This window comes from Spongiactinospora sp. 9N601 (assembly GCF_044326295.1).
Classification (GTDB): Bacteria; Actinomycetota; Actinomycetes; order Streptosporangiales; family Streptosporangiaceae; genus Spongiactinospora; species Spongiactinospora gelatinilytica.
The window spans coordinates 311,052-328,158 of record NZ_JBIRBB010000002.1 but is presented as its reverse complement, the minus strand read 5'-3'; the positions used below and the strand labels follow the sequence as shown (position 1 = coordinate 328,158).

The 17,107-nt window shown below is 66.9% G+C and carries 29 protein-coding genes; all 29 read right to left on the bottom strand.

What is annotated here, in order from left to right:
* Positions 1-264: 264 nt before the first annotated feature.
* The 29 genes from ACH34R_RS05130 to tuf all read right to left on the bottom strand — a co-directional run bounded on the left by ACH34R_RS05130 (position 265) and on the right by tuf (position 17,090).
* Positions 265-627: a YybH family protein gene (locus tag ACH34R_RS05130; protein ID WP_397560109.1), complete on the bottom strand. Its 363-nt coding sequence runs from the start codon at positions 625-627 to the stop codon at positions 265-267.
* A 153-nt stretch (positions 628-780) separates the two neighbouring features.
* A complete protein-coding gene (locus tag ACH34R_RS05125) occupies positions 781-1,083 on the bottom strand; it encodes a hypothetical protein (protein ID WP_397560107.1) in 303 nt (100 codons plus the stop codon).
* Between the two features lie 576 nt (positions 1,084-1,659).
* Positions 1,660-2,112, bottom strand: coding sequence for a hypothetical protein (locus ACH34R_RS05120; RefSeq protein WP_397560106.1), 453 nt, complete (start codon positions 2,110-2,112; stop codon positions 1,660-1,662).
* A 151-nt stretch (positions 2,113-2,263) separates the two neighbouring features.
* On the bottom strand, positions 2,264-2,659 hold the full coding sequence (locus tag ACH34R_RS05115) for a DUF1707 domain-containing protein (protein ID WP_397560105.1): 396 nt from the start codon (positions 2,657-2,659) through the stop codon (positions 2,264-2,266).
* A gap of 19 nt (positions 2,660-2,678) precedes the next feature.
* A complete protein-coding gene (gene map, locus ACH34R_RS05110) occupies positions 2,679-3,539 on the bottom strand; it encodes a type I methionyl aminopeptidase (protein WP_397560104.1) in 861 nt (286 codons plus the stop codon).
* A gap of 186 nt (positions 3,540-3,725) precedes the next feature.
* On the bottom strand, positions 3,726-4,376 hold the full coding sequence (locus ACH34R_RS05105) for an adenylate kinase (protein ID WP_397560103.1): 651 nt from the start codon (positions 4,374-4,376) through the stop codon (positions 3,726-3,728).
* A complete protein-coding gene (gene secY / locus ACH34R_RS05100) occupies positions 4,376-5,587 on the bottom strand; it encodes a preprotein translocase subunit SecY (protein WP_397560459.1) in 1,212 nt (403 codons plus the stop codon). Before secY ends, ACH34R_RS05105 begins: the two co-directional genes overlap by 1 nt.
* A gap of 316 nt (positions 5,588-5,903) precedes the next feature.
* Positions 5,904-6,365, bottom strand: a complete 462-nt coding sequence (gene rplO, locus ACH34R_RS05095; RefSeq protein WP_397560101.1) for a 50S ribosomal protein L15 — start codon at positions 6,363-6,365, stop codon at positions 5,904-5,906.
* Between the two features lie 2 nt (positions 6,366-6,367).
* On the bottom strand, positions 6,368-6,550 hold the full coding sequence (gene rpmD, locus ACH34R_RS05090) for a 50S ribosomal protein L30 (RefSeq protein WP_111166669.1): 183 nt from the start codon (positions 6,548-6,550) through the stop codon (positions 6,368-6,370).
* Between the two features lie 2 nt (positions 6,551-6,552).
* On the bottom strand, positions 6,553-7,185 hold the full coding sequence (rpsE, locus tag ACH34R_RS05085) for a 30S ribosomal protein S5 (protein WP_111166668.1): 633 nt from the start codon (positions 7,183-7,185) through the stop codon (positions 6,553-6,555).
* A gap of 40 nt (positions 7,186-7,225) precedes the next feature.
* On the bottom strand, positions 7,226-7,609 hold the full coding sequence (rplR, locus tag ACH34R_RS05080; protein WP_397560099.1) for a 50S ribosomal protein L18: 384 nt from the start codon (positions 7,607-7,609) through the stop codon (positions 7,226-7,228).
* A 2-nt stretch (positions 7,610-7,611) separates the two neighbouring features.
* Entirely contained in the window at positions 7,612-8,154 is a 543-nt protein-coding gene (gene rplF, locus ACH34R_RS05075) for a 50S ribosomal protein L6 (protein WP_397560098.1), read from the bottom strand.
* A gap of 19 nt (positions 8,155-8,173) precedes the next feature.
* Complete coding sequence (rpsH, locus tag ACH34R_RS05070) at positions 8,174-8,572, bottom strand: 30S ribosomal protein S8 (protein ID WP_111166665.1); 399 nt, start codon at positions 8,570-8,572, stop codon at positions 8,174-8,176.
* Positions 8,573-8,689: 117 nt separating this feature from the next.
* Positions 8,690-8,875, bottom strand: a complete 186-nt coding sequence (locus tag ACH34R_RS05065; RefSeq protein WP_111166664.1) for a type Z 30S ribosomal protein S14 — start codon at positions 8,873-8,875, stop codon at positions 8,690-8,692.
* Positions 8,876-8,888: 13 nt separating this feature from the next.
* On the bottom strand, positions 8,889-9,458 hold the full coding sequence (gene rplE, locus ACH34R_RS05060) for a 50S ribosomal protein L5 (RefSeq protein WP_397560097.1): 570 nt from the start codon (positions 9,456-9,458) through the stop codon (positions 8,889-8,891).
* Positions 9,458-9,757, bottom strand: a complete 300-nt coding sequence (gene rplX / locus ACH34R_RS05055) for a 50S ribosomal protein L24 (RefSeq protein WP_199536821.1) — start codon at positions 9,755-9,757, stop codon at positions 9,458-9,460. The genes rplE and rplX overlap by 1 nt, the downstream gene beginning before the upstream one ends.
* Before the next feature lie 35 nt (positions 9,758-9,792).
* Complete coding sequence (gene rplN, locus ACH34R_RS05050; RefSeq protein ID WP_111166661.1) at positions 9,793-10,161, bottom strand: 50S ribosomal protein L14; 369 nt, start codon at positions 10,159-10,161, stop codon at positions 9,793-9,795.
* Positions 10,162-10,339: 178 nt separating this feature from the next.
* Positions 10,340-10,636, bottom strand: coding sequence for a 30S ribosomal protein S17 (gene rpsQ / locus ACH34R_RS05045; protein WP_111166660.1), 297 nt, complete (start codon positions 10,634-10,636; stop codon positions 10,340-10,342).
* Positions 10,629-10,874 (bottom strand): 50S ribosomal protein L29, encoded by a 246-nt coding sequence (gene rpmC / locus ACH34R_RS05040; protein WP_111166685.1) that lies wholly within the window; start codon positions 10,872-10,874, stop codon positions 10,629-10,631. The genes rpsQ and rpmC overlap by 8 nt, the downstream gene beginning before the upstream one ends.
* Positions 10,874-11,293 carry a 50S ribosomal protein L16 gene (rplP, locus tag ACH34R_RS05035; protein WP_111166659.1) on the bottom strand — a complete coding sequence of 140 codons (420 nt, stop codon included), beginning with the start codon at positions 11,291-11,293 and terminating at the stop codon, positions 10,874-10,876. The genes rpmC and rplP overlap by 1 nt, the downstream gene beginning before the upstream one ends.
* A 2-nt stretch (positions 11,294-11,295) precedes the next feature.
* Positions 11,296-12,144: a 30S ribosomal protein S3 gene (gene rpsC / locus ACH34R_RS05030; RefSeq protein WP_397560095.1), complete on the bottom strand. Its 849-nt coding sequence runs from the start codon at positions 12,142-12,144 to the stop codon at positions 11,296-11,298.
* Positions 12,144-12,512 (bottom strand): 50S ribosomal protein L22, encoded by a 369-nt coding sequence (rplV, locus tag ACH34R_RS05025; protein ID WP_111166657.1) that lies wholly within the window; start codon positions 12,510-12,512, stop codon positions 12,144-12,146. The genes rpsC and rplV overlap by 1 nt, the downstream gene beginning before the upstream one ends.
* Before the next feature lie 26 nt (positions 12,513-12,538).
* Entirely contained in the window at positions 12,539-12,817 is a 279-nt protein-coding gene (gene rpsS, locus ACH34R_RS05020) for a 30S ribosomal protein S19 (RefSeq protein ID WP_101783544.1), read from the bottom strand.
* Positions 12,818-12,828: 11 nt separating this feature from the next.
* Positions 12,829-13,665, bottom strand: a complete 837-nt coding sequence (rplB, locus tag ACH34R_RS05015; RefSeq protein WP_111166656.1) for a 50S ribosomal protein L2 — start codon at positions 13,663-13,665, stop codon at positions 12,829-12,831.
* Positions 13,666-13,717: 52 nt separating this feature from the next.
* Entirely contained in the window at positions 13,718-14,041 is a 324-nt protein-coding gene (gene rplW, locus ACH34R_RS05010) for a 50S ribosomal protein L23 (RefSeq protein WP_111166655.1), read from the bottom strand.
* On the bottom strand, positions 14,041-14,688 hold the full coding sequence (rplD, locus tag ACH34R_RS05005; RefSeq protein WP_397560093.1) for a 50S ribosomal protein L4: 648 nt from the start codon (positions 14,686-14,688) through the stop codon (positions 14,041-14,043). The genes rplW and rplD overlap by 1 nt, the downstream gene beginning before the upstream one ends.
* The gene (rplC, locus tag ACH34R_RS05000; protein WP_397560091.1) at positions 14,685-15,338 is read right to left on the bottom strand and encodes a 50S ribosomal protein L3; all 654 of its coding nucleotides are present in this window, start codon (positions 15,336-15,338) and stop codon (positions 14,685-14,687) included. Before rplC ends, rplD begins: the two co-directional genes overlap by 4 nt.
* 14 nt (positions 15,339-15,352) lie before the next feature.
* Positions 15,353-15,661: a 30S ribosomal protein S10 gene (gene rpsJ, locus ACH34R_RS04995; RefSeq protein WP_111166652.1), complete on the bottom strand. Its 309-nt coding sequence runs from the start codon at positions 15,659-15,661 to the stop codon at positions 15,353-15,355.
* A gap of 235 nt (positions 15,662-15,896) precedes the next feature.
* Positions 15,897-17,090, bottom strand: coding sequence for an elongation factor Tu (tuf, locus tag ACH34R_RS04990; RefSeq protein WP_397560090.1), 1,194 nt, complete (start codon positions 17,088-17,090; stop codon positions 15,897-15,899).
* Positions 17,091-17,107: the final 17 nt, after the last annotated feature.

Genomic DNA, 17,107 nt, shown 5'->3' with positions numbered 1-17,107 from the left:
ATCCATTACCCGCACTCTTCCCCGCCAAATGCGATCATCGGCAAAGTGTGCGTCTGAGTACCCTCGTTGTCCTGCGAATCGGGCCCATAGCACTGGACCACCACGAAGCCACCCCCACCCACCGAGGCCCTGACCACACTGACCACCCTTGGGATGCGCGGGGGCAGGGCAATCGCCGCTCAACCACCCGGGGCGGCCGGACCAGGACGCTCGGCCGTACCGACCGCCGCCAGATCCCAAGCCGTAGGGCGGGGGGCTTGGCCGCTAAGAGACCCGGGGCTGGTCGAGGACCCAGAGCCAGGTTCCATCCGGCTGGCGGCGGGCCACTTCGACCGTGACGGCGCCGTCGCCCAGCCGTACCGACGTCATCGCCAGGTCACCGCTGCGCAACGTCGGCAGTTGCGTCCCGGGCGTGAACACCGGCCGCCCCGCCACGATCCGCGCATACGCCGCCCGGATCTCCGAACTCCCGGTGGCCGCCCCACCGCCGGGCAACGCGAGCACCGCGTCCGGCTCATAGAGCGCCACCAGCCCGTCCACATCGCCGGCGTTCAACCGTTCCACGACGAAGCGGCTGAGGTCTTCGGGCACCACGGCCCGTGCGTGCGATCGGCCTTCGTCGGTCATCTGCCTTCTCCTGTCAGATTGCATCTGCCGGGATCCTGGCAGAAGGGTCTGACAATCCGATGTCCGCGAGAGCCCGCCGATGACTTGGTGGGCCCCCCGATCGGCCGGGCCACGCCCGCGCCAGTGCCCACCAAGTCCGTCGATTTCGCCGGATCAGCCTTGCACGTTCGTGAAGACCCGCCTGGTCTCGTACGGCGGAAGCCGGACCGAGGAGACCTCACCGGCAGCCTTCCATGGCCCGGTCACCAGGATCACCCCGGCGTACGGGTGCCACTGCGTGACGGCGACGCTGTGCTGGCCGGTGCCACCTGTGCAGGAGCTGTGGGCATAGCCATTGGAGAGCCAGGCGGTGCAGCCGGTGGGGGCCGCCATGGCGGGCGAGGGGGCGAGGACGGCGGCACCGATGGCGAGAGCGGCCGATCCGGCGACGGTCGCGAGCTGACGACGAAGGCTCATATCGAGTCTCCCTGGAGCTTGGGGGGTTGCAGAAGGACGCGCCTTCTTTTAGGAAAGTTTCCTAAAAGAGAGGCTAGATCCTCACGATCACCTCGTCAATGGCCTCTGGACCGTTCTATGCCCTCACCACGCGTACGCCGAGCGGGCCCCACCCGGGCTAGCCGGTGCCAGGTACGCGAAACACCGGACACCAGAGCGCCACCAGACACAGACCAGCGGCGAGTAGCAGGCCCTGCCGTACCCCTACGCGCAACTCCCACCGGCACCGGGCCGGCTCGGGACGAACGACGCGCGGCCCGACGTCGGGCGAAGCCCGACACAAGAAAGCGACCGAGCGTCAGTGAGGCCCTTGGGGTGCGCGAAGCGCAGCCCAGCCAGAGGAACACGTCCGGGCGTCAGCGAGGCCCTTGCGGTACGCGAGACGCGACCCGCGGCCCCGACCGGAGGGGCGTGGCTGGCGCGCCCGCGTAAAGGAGACATGGAGGGCTCGGGCTGAGGCGGAGCCGGGTGAGCCCTCTCGATGTCGTATCCCCAGGTCAACCCCCCATGGATCCCCGGGATCATCGTGCGCCGAGATCAGAACACGTCGTGCCAGCCGCCGCAGCCGCTGGTCGGGGTGTCGCCCTCGCACACCCTCACGTCGAAGTCCCGCTTGAACGGGAACGGGTTGAAGTGCTTGTGCCCGAACGTCTTGTAGTAGCTCTTGTGGAACTTGCCGAACCGGTCATACCACTTGAACCACACATAGCTGTAGTCCCTGTCATTGCGGTGCCGATCCACCAGATCACCTGCGAAGTAGTACTTACCGCCCGCCTTGTACCAGTACCCCTTGAAGTACGACTCCCGCGCGAAGCTCTCGTGCCCCTGAGAGAAGTACGGCCCGAAGTGGTGCTTGGCACCCCATCCAGCCCATCCCGCAGTCGCCGCCGCACTGGCGTGAGCCGCCGGAGCGACCGTAATGCCGGCAGTGAGAACCGAGAGCGACCCGGCCAGCGCCGCGCCGGCCAGAAGATAGCGCGTTTTACCCATCGTTCTTCCTCCTGTGAGTGTTCGAGAGCCCTTCACCTTCCGGGCGACACTCACGTTAGGAAGCTTTCCGGCCACGTTCCGGGTAGGAATTCACATTCGCGGCCGAGCGCGCACTATTACCGTTTCAGCGAGTACCGTTTCAGCGAGCCGGCTACCCCTCCAGGCGCTTCCGCCGCTCCTGCCCGAAAACCGTGTTGACGAGCAGGATCACGCCCCACGGCCCCATGATCCACAATGGCCACGGATAGACCCCGTCTCCCCCGGTGACGCTGATAATGAGCCAGATGACCCAGTTGACGCCGCTCACCGCCGCCCAGCCTGCCCAGGCCCCCCGCAGGCCGTCCTTCTCCTTCTGGGCCCGCTTCTCGGCGCGCTTGGCCTGCTTCTCAAGCTCGCGCCCGGCGGTGTAGGAGCGCATGTCGATATCGGGCAGGTCGGCGGTGATGACCTGCAACTCCCCGTACGTCTTGCTGGCGTACAGCCGCTCCAGCCGCTCGTCGAACTCCTCCACGCTCAGCCGCCCCTGGGCGTAGTGCTCGCGCAGCATCCCTGCTATGCGGTCGCGGTCAGAGTCGGATGCCCTCATCTCCGGGCTTGACGCCATCTTCATCCACTCCCGAGCTGAGAAGTCCGCTGAGGCGCTCTTTGCCACCGTCCAGGGAGGTAAGCACCCAAGGCCCATTATGTGTCACCGCAACGCTGTGCTCGAAGTGCGCGGACGGCTTTCCGTCCATGGTGACCACGGTCCAGTCGTCGGCGAGTACGCGGGTGCGGTCGGTGCCCATGTTGACCATCGGCTCGATGGCCAGGCACATGCCCGCCTCGAACTTCGGGCCCCTGCCCGGCCTGCCGTGGTTGGCCACCCACGGGTCCATGTGCATCTCGGTGCCGATGCCGTGCCCGCCGTACTCCTGAGGTATGCCGTAACGGCCCTGAGAGCGCACGTAACGCTCGATCTCCCAACCGATGTCCGAGAGATGCCGACCGACCGTCAGCGCGGCTATACCGCGCCACATGGCCTCCTCCGTCACCCGCATCAGCTCGGTCAGCTCGGGCGCCACCTCGCCGACGGGGACGGTGATCGCCGAGTCGCCGTGCCAGCCCTCCAGGATCGCGCCGCAGTCGATGGAGATGATGTCGCCCTCGCGCAGTACGTGGGCGTCGGTGGGGATGCCGTGCACCACCTCGTCGTTGACGGACGCGCAGATCGTCGCCGGGAACCCCTGGTAGCCCTTGAAGGACGGGATCGCGCCGGCCTCCCTGATCGCCTTCTCGGCGATGGCGTCGAGATCGATCGGGGTCATGCCCGGCTCGACGGATTCGCGTAGGAGCTGGAGGGTCCGCCCGACGACCAGTCCGGCCGCCCGCATCTTCTCCAGTTGCTCGGGTGACTTGACCTGGATCCCATGCCGGTTCTTCCTGAACACTGCGACACCTCCTGGGGCTGTCATGAGGACGGTACGACCACGGCGGCGGCTCCCCGGGAGAACGGACATCAGGAGTCCCCAATTCCCCCCGATTGTGCCCTAAACGCCAACACGCCACTCACGGCGCCGGCCGATGAGTGGCGTGCCCGTCATCCGGACGGGTCGGTGAACCACATGATCCATGGGCTAGTCGATGAAGGGACGTAGGTGCTCCATCGCGCGCTGGGTGATCTCCTCGACCGGACCGGTCGCGTCCACCCCGGCGAGGATGCGCTCGTCGGCGTAGAAGGCGATCAGCGGTGCGGTCTGCTCCTGGTAGACCTCCAGACGGTGCCGGATGGTCTCCTCACGGTCGTCGTCTCGCTGGAAGAGCCGCCCGCCACAGGCATCGCACACGTCGTCCAGCTTGTCGTCGAACTCGACGTGCCAGATGCGCCCGCACTGGCTGCAGGTGCGCCGACCGGCCAGCCTGCGGACCACCTCGTCGTCATCGACGACGAGCTCCAGGACGATGTCGAGACCGGTGTTCCACTCGGCGAGCATCTTCTTGAGGATCTCCGCCTGTGGGACGTTTCGAGGGAAGCCGTCGAGCAGGAAGCCGTCCTGCGCGTCGTCTTCGGAGAGCCGGTCGCGCACCATCGCGATGGTGACCTCGTCGGGGACGAGGTCACCGCGGTCCATGTAGGTCTTGGCGAGCTTGCCAAGCTCCGTGCCGCCGGAAACGTTGGCACGGAAGATGTCACCTGTCGAGATCTTCGGGATGGACAGGTTGGATGCGATGAACTGGGCCTGCGTCCCCTTACCCGCTCCGGGGGGCCCTACCAGGACGACGCGCACTACTTCAGGAAACCCTCGTAGTTACGCTGCTGTAGCTGGCTCTCGATCTGCTTCACGGTGTCAAGCCCAACGCCAACCATGATCAGGATGCTCGTCCCTCCGAACGGGAAGTTCTGGCTAGCCCCGGCCACCGCGAGTGCGACGATCGGGACCATCGAGATCAGGCCCAGATAGAGCGCACCGGGTGCGGTGAGACGAGTGAGCACATAGTTGAGGTACTCAGCCGTCGGCCGGCCCGGACGGATGCCCGGGATGAACCCACCGTACTTCTTCATGTTGTCCGCGACTTCAGGGGGGTTGAAGGTGATGGACACGTAGAAGTAAGTGAAGAAGATGATCAGCACGAAGAACGTGGCCATGTAGACCGGTGTGTCACCGGTGACCAGGTGCTGCGAGATCCACTGGATGACGACGTTCTGCTGCGCCTGAGTCGCGAACAGCGTCGTGACGAGCTGCGGGAGGTAGAGCAGCGAGGAGGCGAAGATGACCGGGATGATGCCCGCCTGGTTCACCTTCAGCGGGATGTAGGTGGAGGTCCCGCCGTACATCCTGCGGCCCACCATGCGCTTGGCGTACTGGACCGGGATGCGCCGCTGGGCCTGCTCCACGAAGACCACCGCGGCGATCATGAAGATGCCGACCACCATCACGATGGCGAAGGTGAAGGCGTTGCGGCGGAAGATGTTCAGCAGCTCGGACGGGAAGACCGCGATGACCTGGGTGAAGATCAGGATGGACATCCCGTTGCCGACGCCGCGGTCGGTGATCAGCTCGCCCAGCCACATGATCACGGCGGTACCGGCCGTCATCGTGATGACCATGGTCACCACGGTGAAGACGTCGTCGTTGAGCAGGACCGGCTCGTTACAGCCCTGGAAGAGCTGGCCGCTGCGGGCGAGCGCCACGAAGGCGGTGGACTGCAGTACCGCGAGACCGATGGTCAGGTAACGCGTGTACTGTGTGATCTTGCTGGTGCCCGCCTGGCCCTCCTTCTTGAGGGCTTCGAGGCGCGGGATCACCACGACGAGAAGCTGCAGGATGATGCTCGCGGTGATATAGGGCATGATGCCCAGCGCGAACACCGACAGTTTCAGCAGCGCACCGCCGCTGAACAACTGCACCATGCCGTAGATGTTTCCTGCGTCGCCCGCCTGCGCCTGTTCCAGGCATCGGCGGACATTCTCGGCGTGGACGCCGGGGGTCGGAAGCACCGAGCCAAGCCGGAACAGCGCGATGATGCCCAGGGTAAAGAGCAACTTCTTGCGCAGGTCCGGTGTACGGAACGCCCGGGTAATCGCGGTCAGCACGGTCCCTCCTGCGCGCCTTTACGGCGGGTTCGGTCAGCGATGGTGCGGGGGTGATCCACGGTGGTCCATGGAGTGTCTGTCATTGAGATTGTCAGAGGCGAGGGCCCCCCGGGGAAAATCCCGAAGGAATTTCCTCGGCGGAAACTCCCCGCCGCCCAGCGAACTCTAACGCACTACGGGCGCGGAGGCCCATAACGAACCTCCGCGCCTCGCGCATACGTCACAGCTCGGTGGTCGAGCCCCCGGCAGCGGCGATCTTCTCCTTGGCGCTCGCGGAGAACGCGTGTACGGAAACGTTCACCGCGACGGAGATCTCACCGGTCCCCAGGACCTTCACGGGCTGATTCTTGCGGACCGCGCCCTTCGCCACCAGACCCTCGACGGTGACTTCGCCGCCCTCGGGGAACAGTTCGCCGAGCCGGTCCAGGTTGACGACCTGATAGGTCGTCTTGAACAGCGCGTTGGAAAAGCCCTTCAGCTTCGGCAGCCTGCGCTGCAGCGGCACCTGGCCGCCCTCGAAGCCGAGCGGCATGGTCTTGCGCGCCTTGCTGCCCTTCGTACCCCGGCCGGCGGTCTTGCCCTTGGAGCCCTCGCCCCGGCCCTTACGGACCTTGGGACGGTTGGCGCCCTTGGCGGGCCGCAGGTCGTGGATGCGCAGATGAGTGTTCTCGGACTCTGACATGACTAGTCGACCTCTTCCACCTCGACGAGGTGCGTCACCACGGCGATCATCCCGCGGATCTGCGGGCGGTCTTCCTTGATGACGACGTCGCCGATCCGCTTCAGGCCAAGCGAGCGCAGCGAGTCGCGCTGGTTCTGCCTGCCACCGATCTTCGACTTGACCTGCTTGATCTTCAGGCGCGCCATCGTCAGCTCACCGCCTTCGCCGCCGCGGCCGCCTCGGCCATGCCCTCGGCACGGGCCTTCAGCATGGCCTTGGGCACGACGTCCTCGATCGGCAGGCCACGGCGCGCGGCGATCTCCTCGGGGCGGGACAGCCCCTTGAGCGCCGCCACGGTGGCGTGCACGATGTTGATCGGGTTGTCCGAGCCGAGCGACTTGGACAGCACGTCGTGGATGCCGGCGCACTCCAGTACGGCGCGCACCGGGCCACCCGCGATGACACCGGTACCGGCCGAGGCCGGGCGCAGGAGGACGACGCCCGCGGCGTCCTCGCCCTGCACGGTGTGCGGGATGGTGCCCTGGATGCGCGGCACCTTGAAGAAGTGCTTCTTGGCCTCCTCGACGCCCTTGGCGATGGCCGCGGGCACCTCCTTGGCCTTGCCGTACCCGACGCCGACCATGCCGTTGCCGTCACCGACGACGACCAGGGCGGTGAAGCTGAAGCGACGACCGCCCTTCACGACCTTGGCCACTCGGTTGATCTTCACGACGCGCTCGATGTACGAGACGCCCTTGTCGGCGGCGCCACCCCGGCGATCGTCACGACGGTCCCGCCGCTCGCCACCGGTGCCGCCACCGCGACGCGGAGCTGCAGCCATCAGTGGTTCCTCTTCTCGTTGCTCATGGGACGGGAGACCATCAGAAGTCCAACCCGCCTTCCCTGGCGCTGTCCGCCAGCGCGGCGATACGCCCCGCGTAGCGGTTCCCACCACGGTCGAGGACGACCGCGGTGATGCCAGCGGCCTTGGCCCGCGCAGCGAGAAGCTCGCCGACCCTCTTGGCCTTGGCGGTCTTGTCGCCTTCCACCTCGCGCAGCGCGGCGTCCATGGTGGACGCGCTCACCAGCGTGTGGTGCTGGCTATCGTCGATGATCTGCACGAACATGTGCCTCGTCGAGCGGTTGACGACCATGCGCGGCCGAGCGGTGGTGCCCACGACCTTCTTGCGCACTCGGCGGTGCCGGCGGGCCCGCGAGACCGCGCGGGCGGCCGTGTGCTTGCCGAACGCGACCTTCGGAGCCATGCCTACTTACCAGCCTTTCCAACCTTGCGGCGGATCTGTTCGCCCTGGTAACGCACGCCCTTGCCCTTATAAGGGTCGGGCTTGCGCAACTTGCGGATATTCGCGGCGACCTCGCCGACCTTCTGCTTGTCGATGCCGTCCACGTGCAGCAGAGTCGGCCTCTCTACGCGGAAGGTGATGCCGTCCGGCGCGTTGACGATCACCGGGTGGCTGAAGCCGAGCGCGAACTCTAGCTGCGTCGGGCCCTTGGCCTGAACGCGGTAACCGACTCCGACGATCTCCAGCGCCTTGGTGTAGCCCTGAGTGACCCCGGCGACCATGTTGGCGATCAGCGTCCGCGAGAGGCCGTGCAGGGCACGGACCTTGTTCTCGTCGTTCGGGCGCGACACCGTGAGAGTGCCGTCCTCGTCGCGGGCCACCGTGATGGGCTCGACCACCGTGTGCGAAAGCGTGCCCTTGGGCCCCTTGACGGTGACGGCCCTGCCGTCGATGCTGACCTCGACACCGCCCGGAACGGGGATGGGCAGCCGTCCGATTCTCGACATGCTGTGATTCCTCCCCTCGTTACCAGACGTAGGCGAGGACTTCCCCGCCCACGCCACGCTTGCCGGCCTGCTTGTCCGTCATGAGCCCGCCGGACGTCGAGATGATCGCGATGCCCAGCCCGCCCAGAACCCGTGGCAGGTTGCCCTTCTTTGCATAGACCCGCAGCCCGGGCTTGGAGACCCGGCGCAGTCCGGCGATGGACCGCTCTCGGGTCGGCCCGAACTTCAGCTCCACCACGAGGTTCTTTCCGACCTTGGCGTCTTCGACGTTCCAGGCCTGGATGTAACCCTCCTGCTGGAGGATCTCGGCGATGTGCGCCTTGATCTTGGAATACGGCATGGCCACGGTGTCGTGGTACGCCGAATTCGCGTTTCGCAGACGAGTCAGCATGTCTGCGATCGGGTCGGTCATCGTCATGGCCGGTGGCCCTCCCCGCCGCGGTTTCCCCTAGGGACCTTCGGCGTGGTCGTGGGCGCCGCGTTCGGCGCCCGGTGAATATGAGTTACCTGTTGTCGTACGGCCGGCGCCCGGAGGCTACCAGCTCGACTTCGTGATGCCGGGCAATTCGCCACGGTGCGCCATCTCTCGGAAGCACACCCGGCACAACCCGAACTTGCGGTAGACGGCCCGCGGACGCCCGCACCGGGAGCACCGCGTGTACGACCGCACATTGAACTTCGGCTTTCGCGCCGCCTTGGCGATCAGCGCCTTCTTGGCCATGATCCGCTCTCTCCTATGCTTCCTTGAAGGGGAATCCGAGGAGCTTCAGCAGCGCCCGGCCCTGTTCGTCGTTGGTCGCGGTGGTCACGACGGTGATGTCCATGCCCCGCTGCCGATCGACCTTGTCCTGGTCGACCTCGTGGAACATGACCTGCTCGGTGAGCCCGAAAGTGTAGTTGCCGTTGCCGTCGAACTGCTTGGGCGACAGGCCGCGGAAGTCGCGGATACGCGGCAGCGCGGTGGACAGCAGCCGGTCGAGGAACTCCCACATCCGGTCGCCGCGCAGCGTGACGTGCGCGCCGATCGGCATGCCCTCACGCAGCTTGAACTGCGCGATGGACTTGCGGGCGCGAGCCACAGCGGGCTTCTGGCCGGTGATCGCCGCGAGGTCGCGGACCGCGCCCTCGATCAGCTTGGAGTCACGGGCCGCCTCGCCGACGCCCATGTTGACCTTGATCTTGACCAGGCCGGGCACCTGCATGACGTTCTGGATCTCGAACTGCTCACGCAGCTTGCCGGCGATCTCCGCGCGGTAGCGCTGCTTGAGGCGCGGAATGGTGCGCTCTTCGGTCGTGACGGTCATCAGTCCTCACCCGATTCGTCGGCCGCATCAGCCTTCTTCGCGGGCTTCTTCTCGTCGGCCGGCTTCTCATCCTTGAGCTTCTTGACGTTGCTCACGTGGATGGGAGCCTCCATGGTCTGCACTCCACCGGTCTTGGCGCCGCGCGGCCCCTGGTGGGTCTCCTTGGAGTGCTTCTTGACCAGGTTCACGCCCTCGACCACCACGCGCTGCCTGCGCGGGTAGGCGGCGATCACCCGGCCCTTGGCGCCCTTGTCGTCGCCCGCGATGACCTGGACCAGGTCGCCCTTCTTGACGTGCAGCGCGCCCGGCTGCACCTTCTTGGTGGCCTTCGGCATCACAGCACCTCCGGGGCGAGCGAAATGATGCGCATGAACTTCTTGTCGCGCAGTTCACGGCCGACCGGGCCGAAGATGCGCGTACCGCGCGGATCGCCGCTGTCCTTGATCAGGACGGCGGCGTTCTCGTCGAAGCGGATGTAGGAGCCGTCCGGGCGGCGCCGTTCCTTGCGGGTGCGCACCACGACGGCCCGGACGACCTCACCCTTCTTGACGCCGCCGCCGGGAAGGGCGTCCTTCACCGTGGCGACGATGATGTCGCCTATGCCCGCGTAGCGCCGGCCCGAGCCACCGAGCACCCGGATGCAAAGGATCTCCTTCGCCCCGGTGTTGTCGGCGACCTTGAGCCGCGACTCCTGCTGGATCACGTCTACTCCTGTGTGTCTCGCCGGTTCTCGCCCTGACCGGGCGAGCCTTGCGGAACCTGCTGTTGTCTTGATCCCCCGGCCTCAGTGGAGCCCCACCGCAGCCGCGGGCGGCGCGAAGCCGACCGGCTCCGCGCCCTTGGACGCCTCCGTGGGGCGGACCCCACGGAGCCGCGTATCGCTACTTGGCCTTCTCCAGGACCTCGACGACGCGCCAGCGCTTGGTCGCCGACAGCGGCCGGGTCTCCATGAGCAGGACCCGGTCGCCGACGCCGCACTCGTTGGCCTCGTCGTGCGCCTTGTACTTGGTGGTGCGCCGGATGACCTTGCCGTAAAGGGCGTGCTTGACGCGGTCCTCGACGGCGACGACGACGGTCTTGTCCATCTTGTCGCTGACGACCACGCCCTCGCGGGTCTTCCGGTAGTTCCTCGTGCGCGTCGTGCCCTGCACGGCGTCGCTCTCCGTGGCCTCAGCCATCGCTCGGCTCCTTCACGTCCGTCACGTCCGTGATGATGCCAAGCTCGCGCTCCCGCATCACGGTGTAGATACGGGCGATCTCCCGCCGGACGGCGCGCAGCCGCCCGTGGCTTTCCAACTGGCCGGTCGCCGCCTGGAAGCGGAGGTTGAACAGCTCCTCCTTGGCCTCCTTCAGCTTGGCGACCAGCTCGTCCTTGGTCTGGTCCCGCAGCTCGGCGGCGGTCACACCCTGTGCCATCACGCCTCACCCACTTCACGCTTGACGAACCGGCACTTCATCGGCAGCTTGTGCATGGCGCGGCGCAGCGCCTCCTTGGCGACCGGCTCGGCCACGCCGGACAGCTCGAACATCACGCGTCCGGGCTTGACGTTGGCGATCCACCACTCCGGCGAGCCCTTACCGGAACCCATGCGGGTCTCGGCGGGCTTCTTGGTCAGCGGCCGGTCGGGGAAGATGTTGATCCACACCTTGCCGCCACGACGGATGTGCCGGGTCATCGCGATACGAGCGGCCTCGATCTGGCGGTTGGTCACGTAGCTGTGCTCAAGCGCCTGGATGCCGTACTCGCCGAAGGAGACCTTCGTGCCGCCCTTGGCCATGCCGTGCCGGTCCGGTCGGTGCTGCTTGCGGTGCTTGACCTTACGCGGAACAAGCATGGTCAGCTCCCCTCAGCCGGCTGCTCCGCCGGGCCTGACTCGGGCGCCCCTGCGGGCGCGCTGGATTCGGTCTTCGGGCCGCCACCGCGACCGCCGCGCGGGCCGCCCTCACGGCCGCCACCGCCGCCGCCACCGCCGCGACCGCCACGGCCGCGCTGCGGGCGGTCGGAGCGGTCCCTGCGCTGCCCGGCGCGTGCGCCGGCCGCGGCCTCGCGCTCGGCGCGGGAGGTCGGGGCCTCGCCCTTGTAGATCCACACCTTCACGCCGATCCGGCCGAAGGTGGTGCGGGCCTCGTAGAAGCCGTAGTCGATGTCGGCGCGCAGCGTGTGCAGCGGCACTCGGCCCTCGCGGTAGAACTCCGAGCGCGACATCTCAGCGCCGCCGAGGCGGCCCGAGCACTGCACCCGGATGCCCTTGGCGCCGCTCTTCATCGCCGACTGCATGGCCTTGCGCATCGCCCGCCGGAAGGAGACCCGGCTGGACAACTGCTCGGCCACGCCCTGGGCGACGAGCTGGGCGTCGATCTCGGGGTTCTTGACCTCGAGGATGTTGAGCTGGACCTGCTTCTTGGTCAGCTTCTCCAGGTCGCCGCGGATGCGGTCGGCCTCGGCGCCGCGGCGGCCGATGACGATGCCCGGCCGGGCGGTGTGGATGTCCACCTGCACCCGGTCGGTGGTCCGCTCGATCTCCACCTTGGAGATGCCGGCCCGCTCCATGCCGCGCTGCAGCATGCGGCGGATCGACACGTCTTCGGCGACGTAGGACTTGTACAGTTTGTCGGCGTACCACCGGCTCTTGAAGTCGGTCGTGATGCCGAGGCGGAACCCGTGCGGGTTAACCTTCTGGCCCACTAGCGGGTCCTTCCCTTCGGCTTGCCCTGACCGTCCGGCCTGGGCTCGACGATCACGGTGATGTGGCTCGTCCGCTTGTTGATCCGGTACGCACGGCCCTGCGCGCGGGGACGGAACCGCTTGAGCGTCGGCCCCTCGTCCACGTACGCGCGGCTCACCACCAGCGTCTCGCGGTCGAGCTTGAGGTTGTGCTCGGCGTTCGCCACGGCGCTGCTGAGCACCTTGTAGACGGGCTCGCTCGCGGCCTGCGGGGCGAACTGAAGTACGGCCTGCGCCTCCGAAGCGGGCAGCCCGCGAATGAGGTCCACCACACGGCGGGCCTTCTGGGGCGTGACACGGACGAACCGCGCCTGAGCCCTGGCTTCCATCGCTTACTCCTCGTTTCTGAAAGGCGCTACCGCCGGCTACGCCGGTCTTCCTTGACGTGGCTGCGGAACGTCCGCGTCGGAGCGAACTCACCCAGCTTGTGACCGATCATCGCCTCGGTGATGAACACCGGGACGTGCTTGCGGCCGTCGTGCACGGCGATCGTGTGGCCGAGCATGTCGGGCACGATCATGGAGCGACGCGACCACGTCTTGATGACGTTCTTGGTCCCCTTCTCGTTCTGGGCGTCCACCTTCTTGGCCAGGTGGTCGTCCACGAAGGGGCCCTTCTTAAGGCTACGTGGCATCTTGGTTGCTCCTACCGCTTCTTCCGCTTGCTCCGACGACGGATGATCAGCCGGTCGCTGGACTTGTTGGCCTGGCGGGTACGGCCCTCCGGCTTGCCCTTGGGGTTGACCGGGTGGCGACCGCCCGAGGTCTTGCCCTCACCACCGCCGTGCGGGTGGTCGACCGGGTTCATGGCCACACCACGGACCGAGGGGCGCTTGCCCTTCCAGCGTGCGCGTCCGGCCTTGCCGAGGTTGATGTTGCCCTGCTCGGCGTTGCCGACCTGGCCCACCGAGGCCCGGCAGCGGACGTCGACCATGCGCATTTCACCGGACGGCATGCGCAGCGTCGCGTACTGCCCTTCCTTGGCCAGGAGCTGGATCTGCACCCCGGCGGAACGGCCCAGCTTGGCGCCGCCGCCCGGCTTCAGTTCCACCGCGTGGATGAAGGTACCGGTCGGGATGTTGCGCAGCGGCAGGCAGTTGCCCGGCTTGATGTCGGCCGTGGGGCCGTTCTCGATCCGGTCGCCCTGCTTGAGGCCGGCCGGCGCGATGATGTATCGCTTCTCACCGTCGGCGTAGTGCAGCAGCGCGATGCGCGAGGTGCGGTTGGGGTCGTACTCGATGTGCGCGACCTTCGCCGGTACGCCGTCCTTGTCGTTGCGCCGGAAGTCGATGATCCGGTAGGCGCGCTTGTGTCCGCCGCCTTGGTGGCGCGCGGTCACTCTGCCGTGGACGTTACGGCCGCCCTTGTTGTGCAAGGGGGCAAGCAACGACTTCTCGGGGGTGCTGCGCGTGATCTCGGAGAAGTCCGAGACACTCGCGCCGCGCCGACCCGGAGTCGTCGGCTTGTACTTACGGATGCCCATCTCTTTCGTTCATCCTTTGTCGGTGCTGGCTATGGCGGGTTCGCGGCGGCGCTCAGCCGACCTGACCGAAGATGTCGATCCGGTCGTCGCCCGCCAGGCTCACGATCGCCCGCTTCGTGTCGGGGCGCTTGCCGTAGCGCTGCGTCTGGTTGCGCTTGGTCTGCGGGGTCCGCTTGCGCTTGCCCTGCCGGTTGATGGTGTTCACGCCGGTGACCTTGACGCCGAAGATCTGCTCGACCGCGATCTTGATCTGGGTCTTGTTCGCCGTCTTCTTCACCAGGAACGTGTACTTGTTGAACTCATCGATCAGGCCGTAGCTCTTCTCAGAGACGATCGGCTGGATGATGATGTCGCGCGGGTCGTCGACCTTGTCCATCAGGCGTCCTCCTGCCCGCTCTGGCTCAGCCGTGCCACGACCTGGTCGTACGCCCCCTGGGTGAAGACCACGTCGTCGTTGACGAGCACGTCGTAGGTGTTGAGCTGCCCGGCGTCCAGCAGGTGGACCTCGGGCACGTTGCGCAGGCTCAGCCAGGTGAGCTGGTCGGTCTCCTCGACGACGACCAGGAGCTTGCCGGCCTGCGAGACCTTGCGCAGCGCGGTGAGCGCCGCCTTGGTCTTCGGCGTCTCGCCCTCGACCAGGCCGCTCACCACGTACACGCGGCCGTGCGAGGCGCGGTCGGACAGGGCGCCGCGCAGCGCCGCCGCCTTCATCTTCTTGGGGGTGCGCTGGGAGTAGTCGCGCGGCACGGGGCCGTGCACGACACCGCCGCCGGCGAACTGCGGCGCGCGGGTCGAGCCCTGGCGGGCCCGGCCGGTGCCCTTCTGGCGGTACGGCTTCTTGCCGCCGCCACGGACCTCGCCCCGGCTCTTCGCCTTGTGGGTGCCCTGCCGCCGGGCGGCGAGCTGGGCCACGACCACCTGGTGGATCAGCGGCACGTTGACCTTGGCGCCGAAGATGTCCTCCGGCAGCTCAACCGTGCCGACCTTGGCGCCGGCGCGGTCGAGGACGTCGACGGAAGTCACTTCGCGGCCCCCTTCTTAACGGCGGTGCGGACCAGGACCAGGCTGCCGTTGGCGCCGGGGATCGCACCCTTGATCAGGATGAGGTTCTTCTCGACGTCCACGGCGTGGACCTTCAGGCTCTGCACGGTGGTCCGGACGTTGCCCATCCGGCCCGCCATGCGCAGGCCCTTGAAGACCCGGCCCGGGGTGGCGCACCCGCCGATGGAGCCGGGCGAGCGGTGCTTGCGCTGCGTGCCGTGCGAGGCGCCGAGGCCGCCGAAGCCGTGTCGCTTCATGACGCCGGCGAAGCCCTTGCCCTTGCTCTTGCCGGTCACGTCGACGAACTGGCCGGCCTCGAAGGCGTCGGCGAGGATCTCCTGGCCGATGGTGTACTGCTCGGCGTCGTCGGTACGGACCTCGGTGAAGTAGCGACGCGGGGTGATGTCGTGCTTGCGCAGGTAGTCACCCAGCGGCTTGTTGACCTTGCGCGGGTCGACCTGTCCGAAACCGAGCTGGATGGCGGAGTAGCCGTCTCTGTCCTGGGTGCGGACCCTGGTCACCACGCACGGACCGGCCTCGACGACGGTCACCGGAACCATCCGGTTGTCCTGGTCGAAGACCTGGGTCATGCCGAGCTTCTTGCCCAGGACGCCCTTGATCTGCTTAGCCATGTCAGTGCGTTCCCTCAGTACTTGATCGAGATATCGACGCCGGACGGGAGATCCAGTCGCATGAGCGCGTCGACGGTCTTCGCGGTCGGGTCGAAGATGTCGATCAGCCGCTTGTGCGTCCGCATCTCAAAGTGCTCGCGGCTGTCCTTGTACTTGTGCGGCGAGCGGATGACGCAGTACACGTTCTTCTCGGTCGGCAGCGGCACCGGGCCTGCGACCTTCGCGCCGGTCCGTGTCACCGTCTCGACGATCTTCTTGGCCGAGCTGTCAATGACCTCATGGTCGTAGGCCTTGAGCCGGATGCGGATCTTCTGTCCCGCCATAGTGGCCTCGGTGTCCTTCGCTGTCGTCCTGTAAAAGCATCGTGCGGCGATGCGCCGCCTTCGGTGGCCCGCCGGCCCCATCCGTGATCTTGCAGGTGTTTCGAGCGAGTCGAAACCACTGCGAGATCACGGGCCGTGGGCCCGCGTGCCGAGGGACGCCCGCCGATGTGGCGGGCCCCCTCGTGGTTCGGCGGTCGGCCCCGATTCGGGGGCCGACCGCCACCCCGCGGTCGTGTTACTTGAGGATCTTGATGACGTTTCCGGCGCCGACGGTCCGGCCACCCTCGCGGATCGCGAACTTGAGGCCTTCCTCCATCGCGATCGGCTGGATGAGCGTGACGGTCATCTCGGTGTTGTCACCGGGCATGACCATCTCGGTGCCCTCGGGAAGCTGCACCACGCCGGTCACGTCCGTCGTCCGGAAGTAGAACTGCGGACGGTAGTTGTTGAAGAACGGCGTGTGCCGCCCGCCCTCGTCCTTGGCCAGGATGTAGACCTGGGCGGTGAACTCGGTGTGCGGGGTCGTGGTGCCCGGCTTGATGACACACTGGCCACGCTCGACCTGGTCGCGCTTGATACCGCGGAGCAGGAGCGCCGCGTTGTCGCCCGCGTGACCCTCGTCCAGCATCTTGTTGAACATCTCGATGCTGGTGACGGTCGTGGTGGTCTTCTCCTCCTGGATGCCGATGATGTCGACGGTCTCGTTGACCTTGACGACACCACGCTCGATCCGGCCGGTGACGACGGTGCCGCGACCGGTGATCGAGAAGACGTCCTCGATCGGCATCAGGAACGGCTTGTCGATGGCGCGCGGCGGCTCGGGCACGCTCTCGTCCACGGCGTCCATCAGCTCGATGATGGAGTCGGCCCACTTGGCGTCGCCCTCCAGCGCCTTCAGCGCGGAGACGCGGATCACGGGCAGGTCGTCGCCGGGGAACTCCTGAGCGGTCAGCAGCTCGCGGACCTCAAGCTCGACGAGTTCCAGAATCTCCTCGTCGTCCACCATGTCGGCCTTGTTCAGGGCGACCACGATGTACGGCACGCCGACCTGGCGAGCCAGGAGCACGTGCTCCTTGGTCTGCGGCATCGGGCCATCGGTGGCGGCGACCACGAGAATCGCGCCGTCCATCTGCGCGGCACCGGTGATCATGTTCTTCACGTAGTCGGCGTGTCCGGGACAGTCGACGTGCGCGTAGTGCCGCTTCTCAGTCTGGTACTCGACGTGCGCGATGGAGATGGTGATGCCGCGCGCCTTCTCCTCGGGCGCCTTGTCGATCTTGTCGAACGGAGTCGCCTTGTTGAGCTCAGGGAAGCGCTCGTGGAGCACCTTGGTGATCGCCGCGGTCAGAGTGGTCTTGCCGTGGTCGATGTGCCCAATGGTGCCGATGTTCATGTGCGGCTTGGTCCGCTCGAACTTGGCCTTGGCCACTGCTCTTTCTCCTTAGA